The 19,362-nt window shown below is 41.3% G+C and carries 20 protein-coding genes, 1 rRNA gene and 1 other annotated feature; of the genes, 4 read left to right on the top strand and 17 right to left on the bottom strand.

The genetic code is table 11. From position 1 onward, the window contains the following. Positions 1-81 precede the first annotated feature (81 nt). Together VP97_RS20270 and pdxR are read right to left on the bottom strand one after the other, a co-directional pair. The gene (locus VP97_RS20270) at positions 82-351 is read right to left on the bottom strand and encodes a CD3324 family protein (protein ID WP_050183976.1); all 270 of its coding nucleotides are present in this window, start codon (positions 349-351) and stop codon (positions 82-84) included. Between the two features lie 612 nt (positions 352-963). Further along, positions 964-2,355, bottom strand: coding sequence for a MocR-like pyridoxine biosynthesis transcription factor PdxR (gene pdxR / locus VP97_RS20265; protein ID WP_050183975.1), 1,392 nt, complete (start codon positions 2,353-2,355; stop codon positions 964-966). 171 nt (positions 2,356-2,526) lie between these two features. Here pdxR and VP97_RS20260 point away from each other — a divergent pair, with 171 nt between their 5' ends. Then, positions 2,527-3,390, top strand: a complete 864-nt coding sequence (locus VP97_RS20260) for a DMT family transporter (RefSeq protein ID WP_050183974.1) — start codon at positions 2,527-2,529, stop codon at positions 3,388-3,390. A 670-nt stretch (positions 3,391-4,060) separates the two neighbouring features. Here VP97_RS20260 and VP97_RS20255 read toward each other — a convergent pair. The 7 genes from VP97_RS20255 to VP97_RS20230 all read right to left on the bottom strand — a co-directional run bounded on the left by VP97_RS20255 (position 4,061) and on the right by VP97_RS20230 (position 9,153). Then, a complete protein-coding gene (locus VP97_RS20255; protein ID WP_050183973.1) occupies positions 4,061-4,549 on the bottom strand; it encodes a hypothetical protein in 489 nt (162 codons plus the stop codon). A 401-nt stretch (positions 4,550-4,950) separates the two neighbouring features. Continuing rightward, positions 4,951-5,439, bottom strand: a complete 489-nt coding sequence (locus VP97_RS20250; RefSeq protein WP_050183972.1) for a hypothetical protein — start codon at positions 5,437-5,439, stop codon at positions 4,951-4,953. A 373-nt stretch (positions 5,440-5,812) separates the two neighbouring features. Then, complete coding sequence (locus VP97_RS20245; protein ID WP_050183971.1) at positions 5,813-6,013, bottom strand: alpha/beta-type small acid-soluble spore protein; 201 nt, start codon at positions 6,011-6,013, stop codon at positions 5,813-5,815. A 617-nt stretch (positions 6,014-6,630) separates the two neighbouring features. Next, positions 6,631-6,711 (bottom strand): Fic family protein, encoded by an 81-nt coding sequence (locus VP97_RS24585; RefSeq protein WP_245629948.1) that lies wholly within the window; start codon positions 6,709-6,711, stop codon positions 6,631-6,633. A gap of 776 nt (positions 6,712-7,487) precedes the next feature. Beyond that, entirely contained in the window at positions 7,488-7,676 is a 189-nt protein-coding gene (locus tag VP97_RS20240) for a holin (protein WP_050183970.1), read from the bottom strand. A gap of 683 nt (positions 7,677-8,359) precedes the next feature. Next, a complete protein-coding gene (locus VP97_RS20235; protein ID WP_050183969.1) occupies positions 8,360-8,740 on the bottom strand; it encodes a hypothetical protein in 381 nt (126 codons plus the stop codon). Positions 8,741-8,868: 128 nt separating this feature from the next. Beyond that, positions 8,869-9,153, bottom strand: coding sequence for a hypothetical protein (locus VP97_RS20230; RefSeq protein ID WP_050183968.1), 285 nt, complete (start codon positions 9,151-9,153; stop codon positions 8,869-8,871). 324 nt (positions 9,154-9,477) lie between these two features. Between VP97_RS20230 and VP97_RS20225 the strand changes: the two genes are divergently transcribed. Next, positions 9,478-10,068, top strand: a complete 591-nt coding sequence (locus VP97_RS20225) for a restriction endonuclease (RefSeq protein WP_156153580.1) — start codon at positions 9,478-9,480, stop codon at positions 10,066-10,068. A 241-nt stretch (positions 10,069-10,309) separates the two neighbouring features. After that, positions 10,310-10,408, bottom strand: a sequence feature (23S ribosomal RNA rRNA prediction is too short). A 239-nt stretch (positions 10,409-10,647) separates the two neighbouring features. Here VP97_RS20225 and VP97_RS20220 read toward each other — a convergent pair. From VP97_RS20220 to VP97_RS20190, 7 genes are read right to left on the bottom strand one after another with little or no spacing between them, the layout of a single operon-like run. Beyond that, positions 10,648-11,277 (bottom strand): malonate decarboxylase holo-ACP synthase, encoded by a 630-nt coding sequence (locus VP97_RS20220; RefSeq protein ID WP_050183967.1) that lies wholly within the window; start codon positions 11,275-11,277, stop codon positions 10,648-10,650. Then, positions 11,268-12,956: a biotin-independent malonate decarboxylase subunit beta gene (locus tag VP97_RS20215; RefSeq protein WP_050183966.1), complete on the bottom strand. Its 1,689-nt coding sequence runs from the start codon at positions 12,954-12,956 to the stop codon at positions 11,268-11,270. Before VP97_RS20215 ends, VP97_RS20220 begins: the two co-directional genes overlap by 10 nt. Continuing rightward, entirely contained in the window at positions 12,934-13,245 is a 312-nt protein-coding gene (locus tag VP97_RS20210) for a malonate decarboxylase subunit delta (RefSeq protein WP_050183965.1), read from the bottom strand. The genes VP97_RS20215 and VP97_RS20210 overlap by 23 nt, the downstream gene beginning before the upstream one ends. Positions 13,246-13,260: 15 nt before the next feature. Continuing rightward, the gene (locus VP97_RS20205; protein WP_050183964.1) at positions 13,261-14,118 is read right to left on the bottom strand and encodes a triphosphoribosyl-dephospho-CoA synthase; all 858 of its coding nucleotides are present in this window, start codon (positions 14,116-14,118) and stop codon (positions 13,261-13,263) included. Positions 14,119-14,133: 15 nt separating this feature from the next. Continuing rightward, on the bottom strand, positions 14,134-15,786 hold the full coding sequence (gene mdcA, locus VP97_RS20200) for a malonate decarboxylase subunit alpha (RefSeq protein ID WP_050184038.1): 1,653 nt from the start codon (positions 15,784-15,786) through the stop codon (positions 14,134-14,136). A 24-nt stretch (positions 15,787-15,810) separates the two neighbouring features. Continuing rightward, a complete protein-coding gene (locus tag VP97_RS20195; RefSeq protein WP_050183963.1) occupies positions 15,811-16,743 on the bottom strand; it encodes a malonate decarboxylase subunit epsilon in 933 nt (310 codons plus the stop codon). 29 nt (positions 16,744-16,772) lie between these two features. Further along, positions 16,773-17,423 (bottom strand): GntR family transcriptional regulator, encoded by a 651-nt coding sequence (locus VP97_RS20190; RefSeq protein WP_050183962.1) that lies wholly within the window; start codon positions 17,421-17,423, stop codon positions 16,773-16,775. A gap of 235 nt (positions 17,424-17,658) precedes the next feature. On the opposite strand from VP97_RS20190, the gene madL reads away from it, so the two are divergent. Together madL and madM are read left to right on the top strand one after the other, a co-directional pair. Continuing rightward, positions 17,659-18,084 carry a malonate transporter subunit MadL gene (madL, locus tag VP97_RS20185; protein ID WP_050183961.1) on the top strand — a complete coding sequence of 142 codons (426 nt, stop codon included), beginning with the start codon at positions 17,659-17,661 and terminating at the stop codon, positions 18,082-18,084. Further along, a complete protein-coding gene (madM, locus tag VP97_RS20180; RefSeq protein WP_050183960.1) occupies positions 18,065-18,829 on the top strand; it encodes a malonate transporter subunit MadM in 765 nt (254 codons plus the stop codon). The genes madL and madM overlap by 20 nt, the downstream gene beginning before the upstream one ends. 341 nt (positions 18,830-19,170) lie before the next feature. Here madM and rrf read toward each other — a convergent pair. Beyond that, a 5S ribosomal RNA gene (gene rrf / locus VP97_RS20175) occupies positions 19,171-19,286 on the bottom strand. Between the last annotated feature and the right edge of the window lie 76 nt (positions 19,287-19,362).

Raw genomic sequence — 19,362 nt, 5'->3', positions numbered from 1 at the left:
AGCTTTTAAAATGCAGAAAATGACTTAGAAACGTTTTTTACATAAAAACACTGATGAATGATTTTCATCAGTGCTGTTTGTTTATGTTTTATGTGAATAAACAATTTTCTTAATGGTTTCAGTTGAAAGGTAATATTCCTTAGCTAACTCCTGGATACTGCTGCCACTAATAAAACATTGTCTAATTGCAGAATTGCGGCGATCCAGCAGCTGTCTTCCGCCACTTGAAGCTCCCCATTTCCTATATTCGGTTTTCGGTTTAGGAATATAGAGGGTTTCTCCCTGGACATACTTTTGGATTTCAATGAGTAGCTTTTCAGGTAGAACTTTATCTGCATTTATATATTTCAATTTTGCCCGCCCCTTATTTCGATTTTATTAAAAAATAAGGTGCAAAGCCAAAATATTAGAAAAGCTTGTTCAGCGATAGAATTAACTGTTTCGCCTCATGCAAAGTATCGCCTTTCCAATAATAGGCTTTGCATAAGTGGAAGAAGTACCAGACAATCTTATGTGATTCTCCATATGTAAGCACCCCCTTTAATTCATCAGTATAGCGAAATTTGTTTTTAATTGCATCATTGGCTTTTTTCAGACAGTCTTTACTTGTTCAAGGGATGACCAATCAACTTGTTCGAATATTTTCTCTAACCCCCCGTTCCTTTTATGACCTAAGTCGAGGTTTTAGCATCTCAATTATCTCACAGTGATAATGACAGCTGATTTAACAAGCTGCGTATTCATGGAGTGTTGAGCTACATGAGCTCTCATGAATATAAGCAACTGTCCCTTAAAAAAGCTGTGTGATTTAGTGTTGACAATCCATCACTGAATTCAAGCGTAAGGTGTTCTAGATTATCCATCTATTCTTGCTTTTTGAAGTAATTTTGCTTGATCACATACAACTGTCTTTTCTAAAAGAAAAGTAGATAATCTCCGTCTTAATCAAACCTGCAAGCCATTTTATATTTCCCAAGCAGCTTTTAGTTTTTTTATGCCTTCTTGTATATCATCCTCAGAAACCCCTGCAAACCCAATCAAGACAGTGGCTGTAGGAGGGTCGTTTTTATAAAAAGGAGATGCAGGATAAATTTTAACCCCCTCCCCTTTTGCTTTCTCAATTAGCTCTTTTTCACTAAATGGCGAATAAACGTCAAGCAAGATATGCAGTCCGGAGTTTTCCCCTCGAATCCTCACTTGTTCTCCTAATTCGCTTTGTAAGGCTTCTAATAAAATCGCCCTCTTTTTTTGGTACAGCTTTCTCATTCTATTAATATGTTTCTGCCAGTCGCCTTTTTTTATAAATTCAGCCAGCGTCAGTTGATTGTGGCAGGATACCGTCTGCTTATACAAAGAAGTGATTTCACTAGCTTTTTCTAAAAGGGACGAAGGAAGAACCATATAACTGATACGCAGCGAAGGGAGAAGTGATTTTGAAAAAGTACCCATATAAATAACGCAGTTATGGTGATCAAGCCCTTGCAAGGAGGGAATTGGCTGTCCGCTGTACCTAAATTCGCCGTCATAATCATCCTCGATTATAAGTGATTGATTTTCCGCTGCCCATTTAAGCAGCTGTATTCTTCTGTTAATTGTCATAATGGTTCCTAATGGAAATTGATGAGAAGGTGTTACATATAAAAGACTTGGCCGCTCTTTTCGGAGGTTCTTTATACAGATTCCTTCATCATCAACTGGTATAGGAAGAATCTTCATATGATTGGCTTCAAAAATCCTTCTTGATCGAGAAGAACCCGGGTCTTCAAACCCTATGCAAATATTCGGTCCGAAGACTTGGCACAAGATATGCATGAGAACTGGACTCCCAGCCCCTATGATGATTTGTTCAGGTTGACAATGGACGCCTCGCGAATAGTACAGATATTCTGCAATGAGTGTTCTCAGCTCAAGTTCTCCTAAAATATTTCCTGGCTGATAAAGCTGCTGGCCATATTGGCCTAAACTACTGACCATGCTTTTTCGCCAAGCGGAAAAAGGAAAGTGGGTAGAATCCACATTCCCATAGTGAAAATCAATCGATTGTTCATTTTCTTGTCCTTTTGGCTTATTGGATAATGTGCCTGGCATTTTAACATGGACAAAATCAGACTCATTATAAGCAGCAAACCAGCCACTTCTTGGCTTACTCACAATATAGCCTTCAGCAGCAAGCTGTTCATAAGCCCGTTCTACAGTCGTTTGGCTAATAGAAAGCTGTGTTGCGAGCAGCCTTTTTGAAGGAAGTTTGATTCCTTTTTGAATACGGCCTTCATGCATATTTTCTTTGAAAAACTGGTAGAGCTGCTGATAAAGCGGAACATCCAGATCACGATTTAAAAAAGGCATGATATCCATTTGTGAAATTTCTCCTGACTGGCATGGTTTTATTTAAGGAAACTGGCTGTTTATAAAGGGCCAATTCCAGTTTATAGTCATTGTAATCCATGATGAAAGATTTGGTAAGGCGATCCATAAAAAATGATTTAGTAACTTAATCAAGAAGAAATGTGATTTGGAGTGATTGTGATGAACAAAGCAACAAATGGTTGGGTGAATGGTTTTTTAGGTGTTCTTATTTTTAGCGGCTCGCTGCCTGCGACACGCTTGGCTGTAGCGGATTTCGATCCTTTATTCCTCACCGTCTGCCGCGCTGCGATTGCTGGTGTATTGGCGGGCACTCTCCTTCTCACTTTCCGGCAGCAACGTCCTGTCAAAAGCGATATCGTTCCCCTATTGGTGGTGGCGTTTGGCGTGGTGGTTGGATTTCCCCTGCTGACTGCATTGGCCCTTCAATATGTCACGTCTGCGCATGCCATTATCTTCATTGGACTTCTTCCGCTCTCGACGGCGATCTTTGGGGTGCTTCAGGGCGGCGAACGGCCTCGCCCCGCTTTCTGGATCTTTTCAACGGCAGGTAGCTTTCTGGTCGCAGGATTTGCCCTATTCCAAGATGGGGAATCATCACCGATAGGCGATGCCCTTATGCTTGCTTCTATCATCGTATGCGGCCTTGGTTATGCAGAAGGAGCTCAGCTCTCACGAAGGCTAGGAAATTGGCAGGTAATTTCATGGGCGCTCGTTCTATCGCTTCCCCTTATGCTGCCGCTTTCATTCTATTTTACACCGGACTCATGGGCAGAAATTGGCGTTCCTGCCTTTATCAGCCTTGCTTATGTATCTTTATTTAGCATGCTAATCGGCTTCGTGTTCTGGTACCGTGGTCTTGCCCAGGGTGGTATAGCCGCGGTTGGACAATTGCAGCTTCTTCAACCTTTTTTTGGGCTGCTGCTTGCTTCTATGATTCTAAACGAGAAAGTGAGTCTGGCACTCGTAGCAGTGAATATGGCTGTTGTACTATGCGTGGCAGCCGCTCGGCGATTTGCAAGATAACAGGCACCACTAAAACGAGCCGGAACAGCATAAGTATTCTGCTCCGGCTTGTTTATCATTGTTTCTAGTACATGTAGAAGAAACTCATCTCAAGTGATCGCTAAAAACATACTTTTCTATATCTTTATTGTTTGCTAGCTGTATAAAAGGCTTTTTAGCCGCTTTTCCTTTTATATTCTCTTTGGAGTTAATTTAGCTTTACGATTAAGCCAGTAGCTTAAATCTCTTGTGCTTCTTCTTTCAAAAATTCCTCTTTTGTCACATACCCAAGTCCGTATCCTTTAAACAGAAGTATATTGGTCACAAAACTAATTCGCCATCATGTAAAGTAACGGCCATTTCCTCACCTTTCATGACGAATACATATTTCATTGCCGTTCACGTCCTTCAGTCTACTTTCACCGAAGTCCTAACATTTCTGCTGTAGCCGTAGCCATCCAATCTATTTGCTATCTACTCTCAGGTCCGCTTCTTCCATCTTTTGGAAAAAAACTTAAAAATTATGTATTTCATGTATATTCTAGTTAGCTTCAAATTATTTGTAAAAGTTAAAAGCTAAACAAGATCTACTTTATATTATGAGCGTCTGTAAAACCTACTGATGGGTTTTGATACTAAAAAAGAAGCAAGAAAGGCCATTAAGGCATTCTTGCTTTTTCTATTACTTTATCTATAAGTTCTGTTCTGCTTTTCTCTGACGGACCATCTCATCTGCTTTTTTAATATATTCCTGATTTGTAAAAATGGCCTGAGTATTGGTATAGTGCTTCTTTGCGTGTCTTGAGAAGTTACCTGCATTGGACCAGGAGTTGCAAATCGGACACGGCAGCTCCCTATCCACCTCCCATTGTTTGACGGTGAATCGCTTTGTGTTCGTTTGCATCTTAATTGTATCCTTAATGACAGGTCTAGTATTCGTAGCCGCTTCTTCGCCGCTCTGGATGTGTTTACTTATGTATGCTGCAGACTCTTTCCCTGTTTTTTGATTAACGGTTATTTCGCGTTCTACCAGGAGATAAATGGCTTCACTCATAGAAAGGCCCAACTCATCACAATGCTCCTTAAAGTTTTCATACAGGCTGTCTGGAAGGCGGGCAGTTAGGACTGTTGAAGGCTCTTTTCTTCTTTTATTTCTTGCGAATTGTTCCAGGTAGCTCATGTGATCCTCTCTCCTTTTGTCTTTTTGTATACTAATACATACATATGATGACAAGCGATGTTTTATGTATACAAAAATAATGAAGACGAAGACAGCAGAAATCATGTGTTGGGACTCAAGGATAGCGGTGAACTTCTAACCTGAAAACAAAAACTGGACCCGCTTTTAGGCTCAGTTTTTGTTTTCTATGCTGCTTATGTTACCCTTTTTCATTTGTTCAATGAATAATGCTTACTAATATGGACAAACTATTGAATAACAATTTGAGTTGTTTTGTTTTTAATGTTTTAGGAGCTGTTAAACTACAGTATTGATATTCCATCAAAAGAACAAATAAAGGAGCATGTACACTCCCTTATTTGTTCTTTTTTTAACTGACGCCCTTGTTAGTTGAATAAGGCTTACGAACGATTAAAGGAATTTAAATCTTTCCAGCCTTCAAAATTATTTCTAAAATTTTCAGACAGGTCATTATCTTTGCTAAGAAGCAGAATTAATGAAGAGTCCCAGAATACCAATTCAACGATTGCCTTTGGATGTTGGATTTTAAGGGAGTCACCCCAAAAGTTTGGATTCCCATCAGCATTTGGCTTTTCTTTAATCTCATCTAAATCAATTGTCTGATTTTTATCAAATGCTGAAAACACACCCCATATAAAATATACTTTATTATCATTAGCTAGTTTCGTTAAGTTTTCGCCTGTAATCCAGTAGCTATCAAGGCAGTTATCACTACCATCCAATATTCGAAAATCTTCAAAGTAATCAATATGGTGTTCAGGATAAAACCAATTTAAGTCAGTTAGTAACCAATTGTAATTTTTTTCGATTCCATTGAATGCGTTTAATATTTCTTTAAGCTCTAAGAAATCATCTAAAATGGTGTTCATTACTTCCCACCTTTCAACTTAATTTTTGGCTATATCTTATCATTTCCCTTCTTAAGCTAACCTGCCCTTTACTTCAATAAAAAAAGATGCCGCAGCACCTTCCGTTTTTAAACATAAGCATCCTGTTAGCTCAACAAGAAAACAATAACATTTTACACCTAATTGTTATAGTCCCTGTGCTCAAACATTGCCAGCATCACCAAGAGATAAACAGCTATACGTCATTTCATGCCGTGTTATCCAAAATCCATTATGCCTTTGAAAAAAACCAGGCATTCGACGATTGAATTGTCGAATGCCTGGCTTGGTTAAAATTATTTAGACTTTTTCAATGCCTCCATTATTTAAGGAGGGATGTTTGGAAATTAACGTATTACTTTTGGAATCCGTTTAATTGCTGTTCAGCCATACGTACTAAACGTTTTGTGATTTCCCCGCCAACTGAACCGTTTGCACGTGATGTAGCGTCAGCGCCTAGTTGTACACCGAATTCTGATGCGATTTCATACTTCATTTGGTCGATGGCTTGCTGTGCTCCTGGTGCGACTAACTGATTAGAATTGTTGTTTGGCATAACTGTTCATCTCCCTTTTTTTAATTGGCCGGGTACTAACGGAGTTGCACCGCTGCGATTCAATCGTCCGGACTGCCGGATGAAGAACCCGATGTGATCATATGCCTAGTATGGATTGAATCCGGCACTTTATCCACGCTATTCTAGCTTCAAGAAATTTTTTATTGCAAAGTTTTTTCCAAATGAATTCGTTTGCGCGTATCAGCAGTATAGTAAACCTAATAAGTGGTTGAAGCCTTTCTAAACAACTGGCAAAACCACAAGAGCTATCCGATTATGTTTAAAAGCATTTTTTAATGATACTTTAGAGAGGCTATATCATAAAACATTGGTTTAAAATATTATTTCGTAACATCATAAGAAAAAAGCACCATTTTAAAACTGCATAGTGCTTTTTTTCTCGTGTTAGACATATAACATTCTGTTTGCCCGTTAAGATAATGATTTATCCAAACTTATTTTACCGCTGACAAATACAGACCTAGCGTGTGATTTACTTCTTGCACCACTAATTCAACAAATTCTTGGAAATCATTTGTTGTGTGCTTTATCTAGTGCATTGTAGTAAGCCAGGCGGTTTTCTACTTTAATGACAATCGGCGGGAATCCTGACTTCATTAAATTGAGATTAACGGCAGTCTGGATGTACATCCATTTCCATCTATAAAGGGATGAATGCCAACAAAAATGGCATGCAATTTGGCCGCCCGTTCAACCGGATGAAGCTGCTGTGCTTTTCATTCAAACCATTTAACGAGTTCTTCCTTCTTTTCTTTTGATGGTTAGCTGCCTTCCAGATTGGCCGCTCTTTAAGCATAAAAGACTGTCCATATGATAATGCCGTGGCGGAAACCACGTTTAAAATCATTAAAACAGGGTTTATTAGCTAAATAAAATTTGATAGTTTGGAGCATCTTATGTTTGATTGAAATTAGTGATTATGTTACCTAGTTTAACAAGCCGCGAATTGATGGAATAATAGGCTATACAAGCCCGATTGATTACAAACGCTCGTCTCTAAAAAAACATACTAAGATTAGTAGTGTTGACAATCCACTTTTGGTTTTTAATTTCCGACGGTACGTACGTGGGTTGGTACTGCTGGCTTGCATGTGTCTCATTGTGTAGTATATGGCTTATGCCCTTAGCTGTACCATGGGTGTATGGCTGCTAGGATATATGCAATCTTTTTAAATCTATTTAATACTAATAATATAGGGTGTTAAACGCCTGCATAAAAGCCACCTAATAAAAGCGCAAGAAACGTCGGCCAGGCTTCTCCTTTGAGAAAACAGCCTTGTGCGCCTGTAGGCTGCTGGTATGTGCGACGCTAATATAATACGTTTACGCCCTGTGAATTTTACAATGTTATCTACATCGCGAAATAGCACTTTTAACGTTTCAATTTTTCCGTCCATTTGCCTCGTCCTTTCTTTTTTAGCAATAAAAAAACAAGCCGCCCGAAGGCCGCTCGTTATTTCTTTTCTTCATTGATTCCTGATGGATTATTGATAATGCCCGCCAGTACTGCAATCGTTAGTAAGATATCTACGTAAGCATCGTACCTTTCCGATGGGATCACTACACCAAAATCCTGCAGCACCATACCGACAAGCGCCGCAACTGCAATCCACAATCCATAGCTTTTCCAACGTTGTTTCATGCCCCAGCCCTCCTTCGTGTTTCCGGATTCCGGCTGAACATGCCCCACTTCCGATGCTGTAGCTTAAGCTGGACATGCCGGTCATTACAAGATATTCGCCCTTTGTTAGGGCTACGACTATTTGCCGCTTATTAATTGCAAAATGCTGCGAGATATTTTTTAAACAATTTTTACCGTATAATATTTTCCATCGTTTTTCTGGCACCAGTAATTTTAAACAGCTTGGCTAACTCGGCTGCAGTAATATGAACACCATCTACCTTGATTTCATCGAGATTTTTACCTTTAATCTTCGCATGTAAAAATTCATCACTGGTAATTACAATCGTCCGTTTTCGGTATTAAATAACTTTATTTATACGTCCCCTTTTTTGTAAATTTAAAAGCCGGCGCATTAAACGCCGACTCTTTTGCAGCTATTCCTCGTAATACATAGATACGACAAAGAAGTTTTCTCTACTATCTTTGCGTATTTTCCCTATATCTCCTTAGCCCTTAAACGTCACGCAATGACGAGCAGCCCCCTGCCCCCTATTTGCCGCTTTTATAGCGTGTTTTATATGGTCTTAGGTGCAAATAATCCTTCTTAATACTTTATTGCAGTTAAACTAAGCGGGATATATATTGTCGCTAAAATAAATTTATCCGACACAATGCAGGCGCCAGGCTTTTTGTTTGCATTATCAATATTCAGAATAAAAGTTAGTATCCATAGTTATATCTTCATTTGGATTGATAGTCATTTTATTCTTAACTACTAATGTGAAACCTGGTGCAGGATCTTCAGAAATCACCTTGCTCCTTGATTCAATCTCGGCTACCTCTATTTCTTGATGATTTAGATTTATAATCTCACTGACCACCCCAGCAAAATCATAGTTATTTCCTAGATCTCCAGTACCTTCACCATGTACTGCTTGGTAGAAAAAGAGTTGTTTTAGTCCTTCAGGATTCGATCTTTCCATAAACCAATTCAATACTCTTCCGCTAAAAGTAATGGATTCGTCATTATAAGGGTTAGAAATCTCCAATGAGATATTGATTTCTTCAAAAAAATTAGCCATTTATCCGCCTCCTTTCCTTATACTATGACAAAGAAGGCAATCAGCTTAATTCGATTAACTATTTTTGAATATCTTTTAAATAATTGATAGAAACCTGCCAGAATCGCTCCAAACGGGCTTTTCTATATTTACACCACACATGGTGCCAGCTCAATCACGAACAATTGCGCCAGTTTTACGGCAGACATGTTCTTTCCTTTTTCTTTGGGATATATCCAAGCTGGGATTATATCGGTTACATCGACCACTTCTTCTACTGGCGTCTGCAAAGTGAACAGATTGAGCTTTTTATCGTCCTTTTTCGCAACTTTACGCGGTCCTACTACCGTTCGCGAATTTCCCAATGTTCCTCGTATGGTTTCCAGAAGGTTATCCTGACAGAACTCCATAACTTTAATACTGCGTGTTGTCATATTAAAAACTCTTGATTTTTGCATTTATTGTTCCGCAGCGATTATCTACGTTCGTACCATTTAAGATTCACCAAGGCGGTCGTTCATTTCATTATAGCCGTGGAAAATTCGCGCAGTGGCAGGAGATTCATCGCAATGTTTTTGACACAGGCGCTGTCTGGGAATAGTTGCTGCAGCTCATGTGCGGTAATATCATCGATGTCGCCGCGTGCCTTCAATTCGTTAATACATATAAACAGAAAACCCGTTCTATAACATTTTTTGAATAAAGCTGTATAAAAGCGAAAATAATACAGGTTAAACGTAATTGAGGGAGTTGAGACGGTGGCAAAAAGGCGCAGCAAAAGATCTGGATATGATAAAATGTCGATTTATATGCTTTACGCCCTAATTCTTTTTTTTATCTTGCAGAACATTGAAGTAATTATTGGCTATGCCCTGCTCGCCGCACTTTTAGCAATACCGTATTTTTTACTACGCTGGTATGCGAAGAATAAGGAGAAACGAAAATTATTGCAGGCAGGATTAGATGAGATCGACCGTATGCCCGGCGTACAATTCGAGCAATACTTAGGCGCTTTGTTTAAGGATAAGGGTTATAAAGTGCAATATACTCCCACGACAGGCGACTATGGTGCCGATTTATTGTTACGCAAAGAAAATAGGACTATCGCAATCCAGGCAAAGCGATACAGAAGCGCTGTGGGAGTTAAAGCTGTCCAGGAAGCAAGCGGCGCCAAAGGATATTATGGAACAAACGAGGCGTGGGTCATAACGAATAATACATTCACCAAAAACGCCTGCAACTGCGCGGAACGGCTTAACGTGAAATTAATTGACCGTAAAGACTTGATAAATTTAATTGCGGAAAGTAAGGCAATCATACAGACGCAAGAAAAGCCCCGTCCAATTTAGGGGACTGATCCCATAGAGGAAGACAAATAAAAGCACCTTTAAGTTGAAAAACGGGTATGTAAATACCTAAAAGCCAACTTGGAGGTGTTTTCCTATGGAGACAAGAGTCGGTTATCCAGCTCAGACAGCCAGATACTCGGTGATAAGTCATCCTGTCCTGTGGCAAAGAACGTCACAGGAAGTTTGTCTTATCCCTGCCGTACCTGAACGGCTGCCCTTCGCTTTTCGATTGATTAAGTCCTCGATCGATTAGTATTCGTCAGCTCCATGCGTCGCCGCACTTCCACCTCGAACCTATCTACCTCGTCTTCTTCAAGGGATCTTACTTACTTGCGTAATGGGAAATCTCATCTTGAGGGGGGCTTCAGCAAACCCCAAAAGTATACCTGATCAAATGTATGCTTTTAATTAGCAACCTACTGTAGAACTTTTAAAGCGTCGACTTAGCAGCTTATAACATGGCACAAGCAAATTTAATATCGACGTCATCAAAGATTGCCGCATCAAGTATGATAACAGTCCGCAAGTATACGTGATCCTTATTTCTTTTATATTATTAGGTAATAGATAAACCACCCCTTACTGGCTGTACAGTAAAGGGTGGTTTTTTACTTTTTTTAACAGTGGACCATCTGCCGTTCTCACTAAAATCTCTTTTTCTCCTGATATAGCATATTCACTTAATGAAAAAGCACCTTCTGTCATGTCTACTTGAGCATCAATTCGAAAAGGATTTTTCTTCAATATATCATCTATTTTCTTGGCAGCATTTAAGGTAAGTTTTCTTGAAAAACGAATAACAATATCGATATCACTTTTTTCTGTAACTGTTTCATTTCCGCTGACCAGCTCAAATCCGAGACTTCCAACAGGACCCCATTGAAGAGAAGCGCGCTCCATTACATTACTGATTTGTTCTAAGGACTGAAAAATTTCCTTTGAACGATTCTTCCATCCTTTTTCTTCCGCCAGCTGTTCAGGTGACATGCGGTTTACAATAAGATCAACAGGTAAAAAAGTGCCAAACCGTTCACTTCTTACGGAACCCCGTATGCCGACTGCCACCAATCCCTGGGCGGCACGGGCCCGGCGCACAACCACGAAAGGTGCTTTAGCAAGGGCTGCTTCCACCCAGTCTGGTACAGGCGTATAGCTGATCAAATCTTCGACTTTTTTAATTTTTAACAAATCATGTGGCTTTAATTCCATTGTTCATTCAACTTTTTTCTTACTAAAATGGATGCAGCGCGGCCTCCGTCTTGTGCAAGAGGAGATGTGAGCCGAACTTCTAAACCCATTGAGCCAACCATTTCAATATCTTCAATCGCTTCTTTTATTTCTTTATAAATCATATCGCGGTCCTTTAGCTCTGGATTGTCCGCCTCTATGCCATCGACCAGCGAATGCAAAGCACCGAGCTTTTCAAATGATTCAATATCGTATGCCATAGCCGTTACCTTTTTTGTTGCTGCTTCTAACTCTTCCAAACTTCTATGCGTAATACGAGCTGCTGATTTTTTTGACATAACATGTACGGTTACGCCAGGATCACGCAGGGCAATTAACCGATGGGCCTGCATGCCATGTGATAGAAAAGCACCGGAAATAGCATTACCTGGAATAAATGAAACAACTGGATGACCATTTAAACGTGCAGAAGCATAAGCATCTACAGCCGCTGCGCAGGCTTGATGAATGCCGAGCAGTTCTTCATGATAACCATACGCCTGGCTCGGAACGTCGACGATCGCCACAATCGCTCGTTTTTCTCCGTTCTGATCTTCCTGAATAGCCTCCCGAATGTATTTTGCGATTGTCCAGCCTTCCCGCAAACCTACTTCTCCATTTCGTGCTCTTGCAAAGCGGCTTTGCGCATCCGGTACAACAGCAATATACCGTACTTTGGTTTTCCCAATTAAAGCATCTGCCACCCGTATAGAAGGGACATCACTTATCTCTGGAGCACCATTTCGCAGAAGGTCAAACCAGACTTGTCCCCGACCTTTGGACTTTATGTTTTCTGAAAGGGATTGATTTTCTTGAACTGTTTTTTTACCGGGTTCATTCCAGAGCTTCCGTACATCTTCAGGTATTAGTCGCTGTGACAGATCCAATTGATTTAAAAATGCTTCATATCGTTCCACCTGTTCGGCTCTTGGTGCAAACATGCCGCCGCTTTTTATTATACAAGCAACAGCTTCTTTAATAGACTCTGTATCATCTTCCATTAATAAGTCTGCAAAGCCGGCTGCCATTCGCTGCTCCCCGCCAATGGTACTCCAAATCAACGGACGGTCTTTGGAATCAAATTCACGGATGCCCGCTTCCTGTTCAATTACTTCTGGTCCATTTAATCCAAGACGGCCTTCTCTCGTCATAATAATAGCGCTGCACAGACCTGCTGTAATCGACATTCCTCCAAATGCACCAATTTTCCCTGGAATCACTGCAATTACAGGAACATGACGACGAAGCGCTACAATGGCTGCGCCAATTTCCGCAATGGAAAGCAGCCCATAATTGGCTTCTTGAAGTCTCACACCACCTGTATCAAACACCAAAACAGGGATCACTTTCATTCCATTTTCACACTGTTTCAGGGCTGTTTCCAATGCACCAGCAATTTTTGCACCGGATACCTCGCCTATACCGCCGCCTTGAAAACTTCCCTCGATTGAAATAACCACAGCTTGCTGTCCATTAACGGTTCCTTTTGCTACAATAACGCCATCATCACTTTGAGGCACGATTCCTTGAGGTTCCAGGTGAGGAGACTCCACTCCGTCAAATGGGCTGAGCAGTTCTTTATATGTTCCATTGTCCAACAGCTTTATTGCTCTTTCTCGTCCACTGCATTCTACAAAACTAGCTCTTAACGCTTGTGTCAAGAGAGCTCACCTCCAATGCCTGGGCAAGGCGTATAGTGACAACACCGGGTGTAGCGCCAAAATCATTGATTTTTACTTTTGCTGCAATATCATGTTGTGTAAAAAAACGATCAATGACGGCTTCCCATGTTTTTTTAAATCCGGTAACGCCTGTTCGAACGGTGACTTCCGCTTCTTTCCCATCATACGGTTCTACTATCACTTCCATATCCCCTGAACCTACAACCCCAACGTGTGCACGCTGGCTGATTTTTTTGGTTGCAGGAAATGTATACTTGAGTGTTTCCACACAAAGCACCTCCGTTTAATGTGTGTATTGCAACTCTTTTAAAATGTTATTGGTCATCCGATTTGGCTGTATTTTATCCAAAAAAATTGTAGCAGCAAGCAGGTCTGCACTGCCGCCTGGAGAAATATTGCGTTTTGTAAATTCTTCGTCCAGTGTCTGTATATAAGAAAGATTGCCAGCTGCCAGCGCTGCGGCTGCTTGCTTTTTAGCAAATTCAAGAGCTTCAGGACCGCCGCGATGCAAAATACATGTATCATTTAACTGGGCAATTAAAGCCAGTAGCGTATTCAGGAGAGCGCTGCTTTCTGGCAGCCCAACTGCCCGCGATTTCTTCAGGGTGGGAAGTGAAACATTGATAATATGTGGAAACCCCTGCTGTGCTTCTCCCCTGGCTCCGCTGACACCATATTTTTCAGAAACACGTCTTCCATTTGTAGCCGTAATAGGACAGTTCCGATCTGGGTATCGAGCGGTTTCCCCGGCTAGCGAAACCATTTCTTCTATTGAATAGCTGCCTTTTCCTATCGCTGCAGCTGAAACGATCAGGCCAACTGCCCAGATAGCTCCTTTATGTGTATTAATGCCGCCTGTTGTTTCTAGCATTCTTTGTTCCCCTTTGCGGCCAATTGCGCCAATTTCCTCCCTTAACAAAACGGACGGGCTCCTCCCATAGCTAATGTACGCTATGTCTTCAAACGTTTCTTTTAGTGATACAGCTGACTTTCTCATGAGATCAATGGTCAGGTCCTGGTGAGCGCCATTATTATGTTTATCCACCAGTCCTGGCTTCGGTGTTAGTTCAGCTTCTTCTATTAATGAGAGAACGGCTGTCGAGGCTGCATAGCGGCTGAATGTCCTTTTGGCATGGCTCATTTTTATCCCTCCTGTTTACCAGCTTCTAAACTTAGCTGGCGGTTCGTACAGCCCATCCGACCACTGAACGATTTCTTCTACACTTTTGGCCGCCAGCAGTGAGCGCTTGGCATCGGTCCGCCGGATGTTTAAGTCTTCCGGAAGTGCAATCAGCCCTTCGCGCCGCAGGCTTTCTGTTTTCTTGGAAATATGCCCAAGCCCAACCGGTGTTACCCCGGCAACTGCTGCAACCGCTTCTCTTCGTTTTTCCATACTGTCCGTTTTGTATAAATAAGCAATGCCTTCTTCTGTAACAATATGCGTAACATCATCTCCATAAATCATAACAGGCGCTGTCGCAAGGCCGGTATCTTTCTTGACATCAATCGCGTCCAATGATTCAACAAAAACGGGCTTGTTTCCAGCCTGGAACGTCTCAACAACTTGAACAACCAGTTTTTTCCCGCGAGCCAATGAATCATTAGATGACATCATATTTAACCAGGCTGGTGTTGAATGGCGTCTCCCTCCTGGATTATGTCCCATATTGGGTGCTCCTCCGTAGCCTGCGAGCCTGCCGCGTGTTACAGTAGAAGAGTTTCCATCCTGGTCCATTTGCAGGGTTGACCCTATAAATAAATCGACTGCATATTGCCCTGCCATTTGACAGAGAGTCCGGTTTGAACGCAAACTGCCGTCTCGTCCAGTAAAAAAAACGTCCCGGCGAGATGCTACATATTTTTCCATTCCAACTTCCCCGCCAAAACAGTGAACGCTGTCAACCCAGCCACTCTCAATAGCGGGAATCAAGGTCGGATGCGGATTTAGCGCCCAATGCTTGCAAATTTTCCCCTTTAGTCCAAGTGATTCACCGTACGTAGGAAGTAATAATTCAATTGCCGCTGTATTATATCCAATCCCGTGATTCAACGATTGTACTTCATGTTTTTCATATATACCTCGGATGACCATCATAGCCTGCAAAATTTGAATGTCGGTAATATGACGGGGATCTCGTGTAAATAACGGTTCGAGTTCATATGGTTCATCTGCCACCACAATATAATCGATCCAGGAACCGGGAATGTCCACCCGGGGCAGTTCATCAGCCAGTTCATTCACCTGTGCAATCACAATACCATCCCGGAATGCAGCCGCTTCAACTAGCGTTGGCGTTTCTTCGGTGTTTGGACCGGTATACAGATTTCCCTGCCTGTCTGCTTTATCTGCAGCTACGAGGGCAACAGAAGGAATGAGGTCAACGAAAAGACGGCCGTACAATTCAACATACGTATGAATTTCACCCATTGTTAGCTTCCCGTCTTCAAGCATTTGGGCTATCCGAAGACTTTGCGGCCCTGCATAAGCAAAATCAACTTTATTTGCAATCCCGCGTTCAAACAGGTCTAAGTGTTCCGGTCTTGAAATGCTGGACATAATCATGTGAAGATCAAACAAGTTTTTAGGGTTTGTCTGCGCGAGTGCTCCTGAAAGGAAGGAAGCCTGTTTTTGATTGTTTCCTTCGAGAACGACCCGGTCACCCGGTCTAATCAATTTTTCCATTACTTCTACAATTCGATCAGTCGGAATAACTCTTCCATTAACAAGACCTTTCACACTATCGATCCGCTTTTTCTTCGCATCCAGCCTTGTTGTCCATGAACGTTTTTGATGTACAGCCTGTTCCATCGTTTCCATCCTTGCAGTCCCCCTTCATGATTTCAAGCGTTCGCGTCTCGCGATAAAAACACAATCATCAAATCCGTTTTCCGCTACTGAGATTACTCTGGCCTCAGGAAATGCTTTTGCTGCTAAACGGGAAAGTACATTTCCTGATGGCATTTCAATAAATAGTCTGGTGCCATTTTCATACAAAATTGTTGATGCATCATGCCATTGAACAGCGGAAGAAACACTTTCAGCAAGGTCTTGTCGAATGTCGACTGGATCAAACAAAAGTCTAGCCCCTCTATTGCCCGCATATGGGATCAAAGGTCGGTAAAACGGAATGTCACGAAGCATTTCAAACAGTTCTTCTGAGACAGATGAGAGAAGCGGACAGTGGGAGGGCGTGCTGACATTCAAGAAGGAAGCACAGCGCGCCCCATTTTGTCTGGCAACATCTAAAATTCTTTGTATCCCGGGCAAGGCTCCTGACAGCGTGATTTGATCCGGTGCATTTTTGTTTGAAATAAATACCGGGTTTGTCTCTTCATAGTACTGGCGGACAATAGACTTTAGCATATTCTCATCCATGCCCAGTACAACACCCATACCGTACCCTCTTGGGTATATTCGCTCCATTAGCTCCCCCCGAAAACGGACTGCTTTTAAGGCGTCTCGATAGTCAATAACACCAGCCGCAACAGCCGCACCAAATGCCCCAACCGAATGTCCTGCCACAAAGTCTGGGTTAACGCCGGCTGCTTCAAACGATTTGAAGGCTCCAACTCCTGCAGTTAACATGGAAATTTGCACCGACTTGGTTGAATAGAGCGCTTCTTTCGAATGATGTTTGTAGACGCTTTCATTCAATGTTTCATTTGCGGAAGCTATAACCTTGTGAACTGGATCTCCTGCTGGCAGATCGGTTAACATTCCTGGTTTTTGGGAGCCTTGTCCGGGAAACAAAAAAGAAATTTTCATATCGTTCACCCCCTTTCATTTACAAGCATCTACGACCTAAACTTTTGATGAAGGCTGGAAATTACATCTTTATTATGCTTCAACAGAATATCAGCTAACTCGGTCATATTTTTTTCTATTAGCAATTGCATAATCAATTCATGCTCTGCAATAGATTTTTGAACATTTCCCTCTCTCGCAAAAGAAAGACTTTGAACCCTTAACAGCGGCCATCCAAGACGTGAATAAACGTTTCGAATCGTTTCGCTTTTGCTCATCTTAATCAGACACATATGAAAAGAGTGGTTTAATTGTGTATAAGAATGAATATCTTCTGCTTTTCTCATTTCCTTAAGAAGCTGATTCATTTCTTTTAGCACTTCTGGATCTGCTCCATGCTTTTTGATTCGATCCATTGCCATATTCTCTAACATGTTTCGGATTTCCAATAAGTCGTAAATCTCATTTTCTGTATATTCCCTTACCACTGCACCTTTTCGCGGAATTCTTTCAACCAGTCCTTCAATTGCCAGCAAATAAATAGCTTCGCGCACAGGTGCTCTGCTTGTTCCATATTCTTCTGCATAATTTTGTTCTATTAGTTTTTCTCCCGGCTGTAGATCACCTGCAATAATTTGTTCTGTAATATGTTCTGCAATGGAATTAGATAACGCATTATTTATAAAATTACGTCCTGCCATCTTGTCACCTCTTCACAGTTTTAAAAATTGTCGACTGTCGATTATATTATACAAATGTTTTAAAAATAATTCAATATTTAGAAAAAACAAAAAATAAAGTTTGCATTTTTATATTTTTGCGTTTATGATATTTCTTAGAATACAGTCGACTGTATTCATTTCTTTTTTTGTAACCGCTTACTTAAATGATGTTTTCCATGGACTCCTTATTATTAAAAAACAGTGAGGTGGAATAATGGTTATTTTTGGTGTAGCGTTACTGGCAATTTGTATGTTAACCGGTCTCTTTATAGGGGAGGTGCTTGGTGTTTTAATGGGTATTGAAGCAAATGTTGGCGGTGTTGGCCTAGCGATGCTTATGCTTGTTTTAGTCATCGATCACTTAAAAAAGCGCGGAAAGCTCAGCCTGCCTGCGCAAGAAGGACTTGGTTTTTGGAGTGCTATGTATATTCCCATTGTCATCGCTATGTCGGCAAACCAAAACGTGGCAGCAGCTTTAGATGGAGGCCCGCTTGCTGTTGTGGCAGGTGTTACAGCTGTGGTAATCAGCTGGCTGTTTGTTCCCCTTTTAAGTAAAGGCGCTCACCAAATTCCAATTGAGGAAGAAAAGGAAAATTCAATGTTAGCGGGAGGGGAATCAAATGTTTCAAATATTAAGTGACGTATTTATAGACAACCCTTTGATTGTTTCTTTTGCCTTAGTCGGTATTACAATGTATATTGCTTATTTCATGTCTGATAAACTAACAAAAGGCCGCATTCATGGTTCAGCCATTGCTATCATTTTAGGATTGATTCTTGCTTATGCTGGCGGTGTGTGGACTGGTGGGGAAAAGGGCATATCCGATATTAGTATCTTTGCCGGCATTGGCTTAATGGGCGGGGGCATGCTTCGCGATTTTGCCATTGTCTCGACCGCGTTTGGTGCTAATTTCGATGAAATAAAAAAAGCGGGATTTAGTGGTGTCGCTTCATTATTTATTGGTGTGGTTCTTTCTTTTGTTGTTGGGGTTGCGATTGCTTTTGCTTTTGGTTATACAGATGCTGTTAGTCTTACCACAATTGGTGCCGGTACAGCGACGTACATTGTAGGCCCTGTCACTGGCGCAGCCATAGGGGCAAGCTCTACAGTTATTACGATCAGCATTGCTGCCGGTCTCGTAAAATCTATTTTAACGATGGTGGGTACCCCATTTATCGCTAAATACATCGGTTTAAACAATCCACGATCGGCCATGGTATACGGAGGGCTGATCGGGACAACAAGCGGCGTTGCTGGCGGATTGGCGGCAACTGATCCAAAATTGGTGCCATATGGAGCAGTGACAGCTACATTTTACACGGGCCTCGGCTGTTTAATGGGACCCTCTGTTCTTTTTCTCGTAACAAAAGCCATTATAGGATAATAAGAAAGACTATCCCAAGTCAGTTATATACTGACTTGGGACAGCCCCTTCATCTAAAGGCTTTAAATAAAGATGTATACTTGCTTTTCCTTTCTTTGCTTTTGTCCTTATCAAAAATACAAATATTTCTCACAAAGCTCAAGTTCAACTAATATTTTATCACTCTCAATTTTAAATACGGAAACACCGCCTGAATTTTATTCAAGCGGTGTTTATCTGTATAAAAGGAGGTAGCTGTTGTAGCACCTCACCTTTTCTTTATAGGTTATCCTAAAGCCAATTTTTCTCATGGAAGATCATGCCGAAATAAAAAAAACAGCTTCCGCTGTCTTTCCGCTTTAGCCTGGCGGCGTCCTGCTCTCACAGGGGGAAACCCCCAACTACCATCGGCGCTGAAGAGCTTAACGGCCGTGTTCGGGATGGGAACGGGTGTGACCTCTTCGCTGTAGCCACCAGACTATGTATGGAACAAAATTGTTCCTTCAAAACTGGATAATCTCTGTAAAGTAACGACATACCGTGCCATTGTTAAT

Origin of the sequence: Domibacillus robiginosus (assembly GCF_000966195.1) — a bacterium.
Lineage (GTDB): Bacteria > Bacillota > Bacilli > Bacillales > Domibacillaceae > Domibacillus > Domibacillus robiginosus.
The sequence above is the reverse complement of the archived record's forward strand: the minus strand, read 5'-3'. Positions and strand labels throughout refer to the sequence as shown.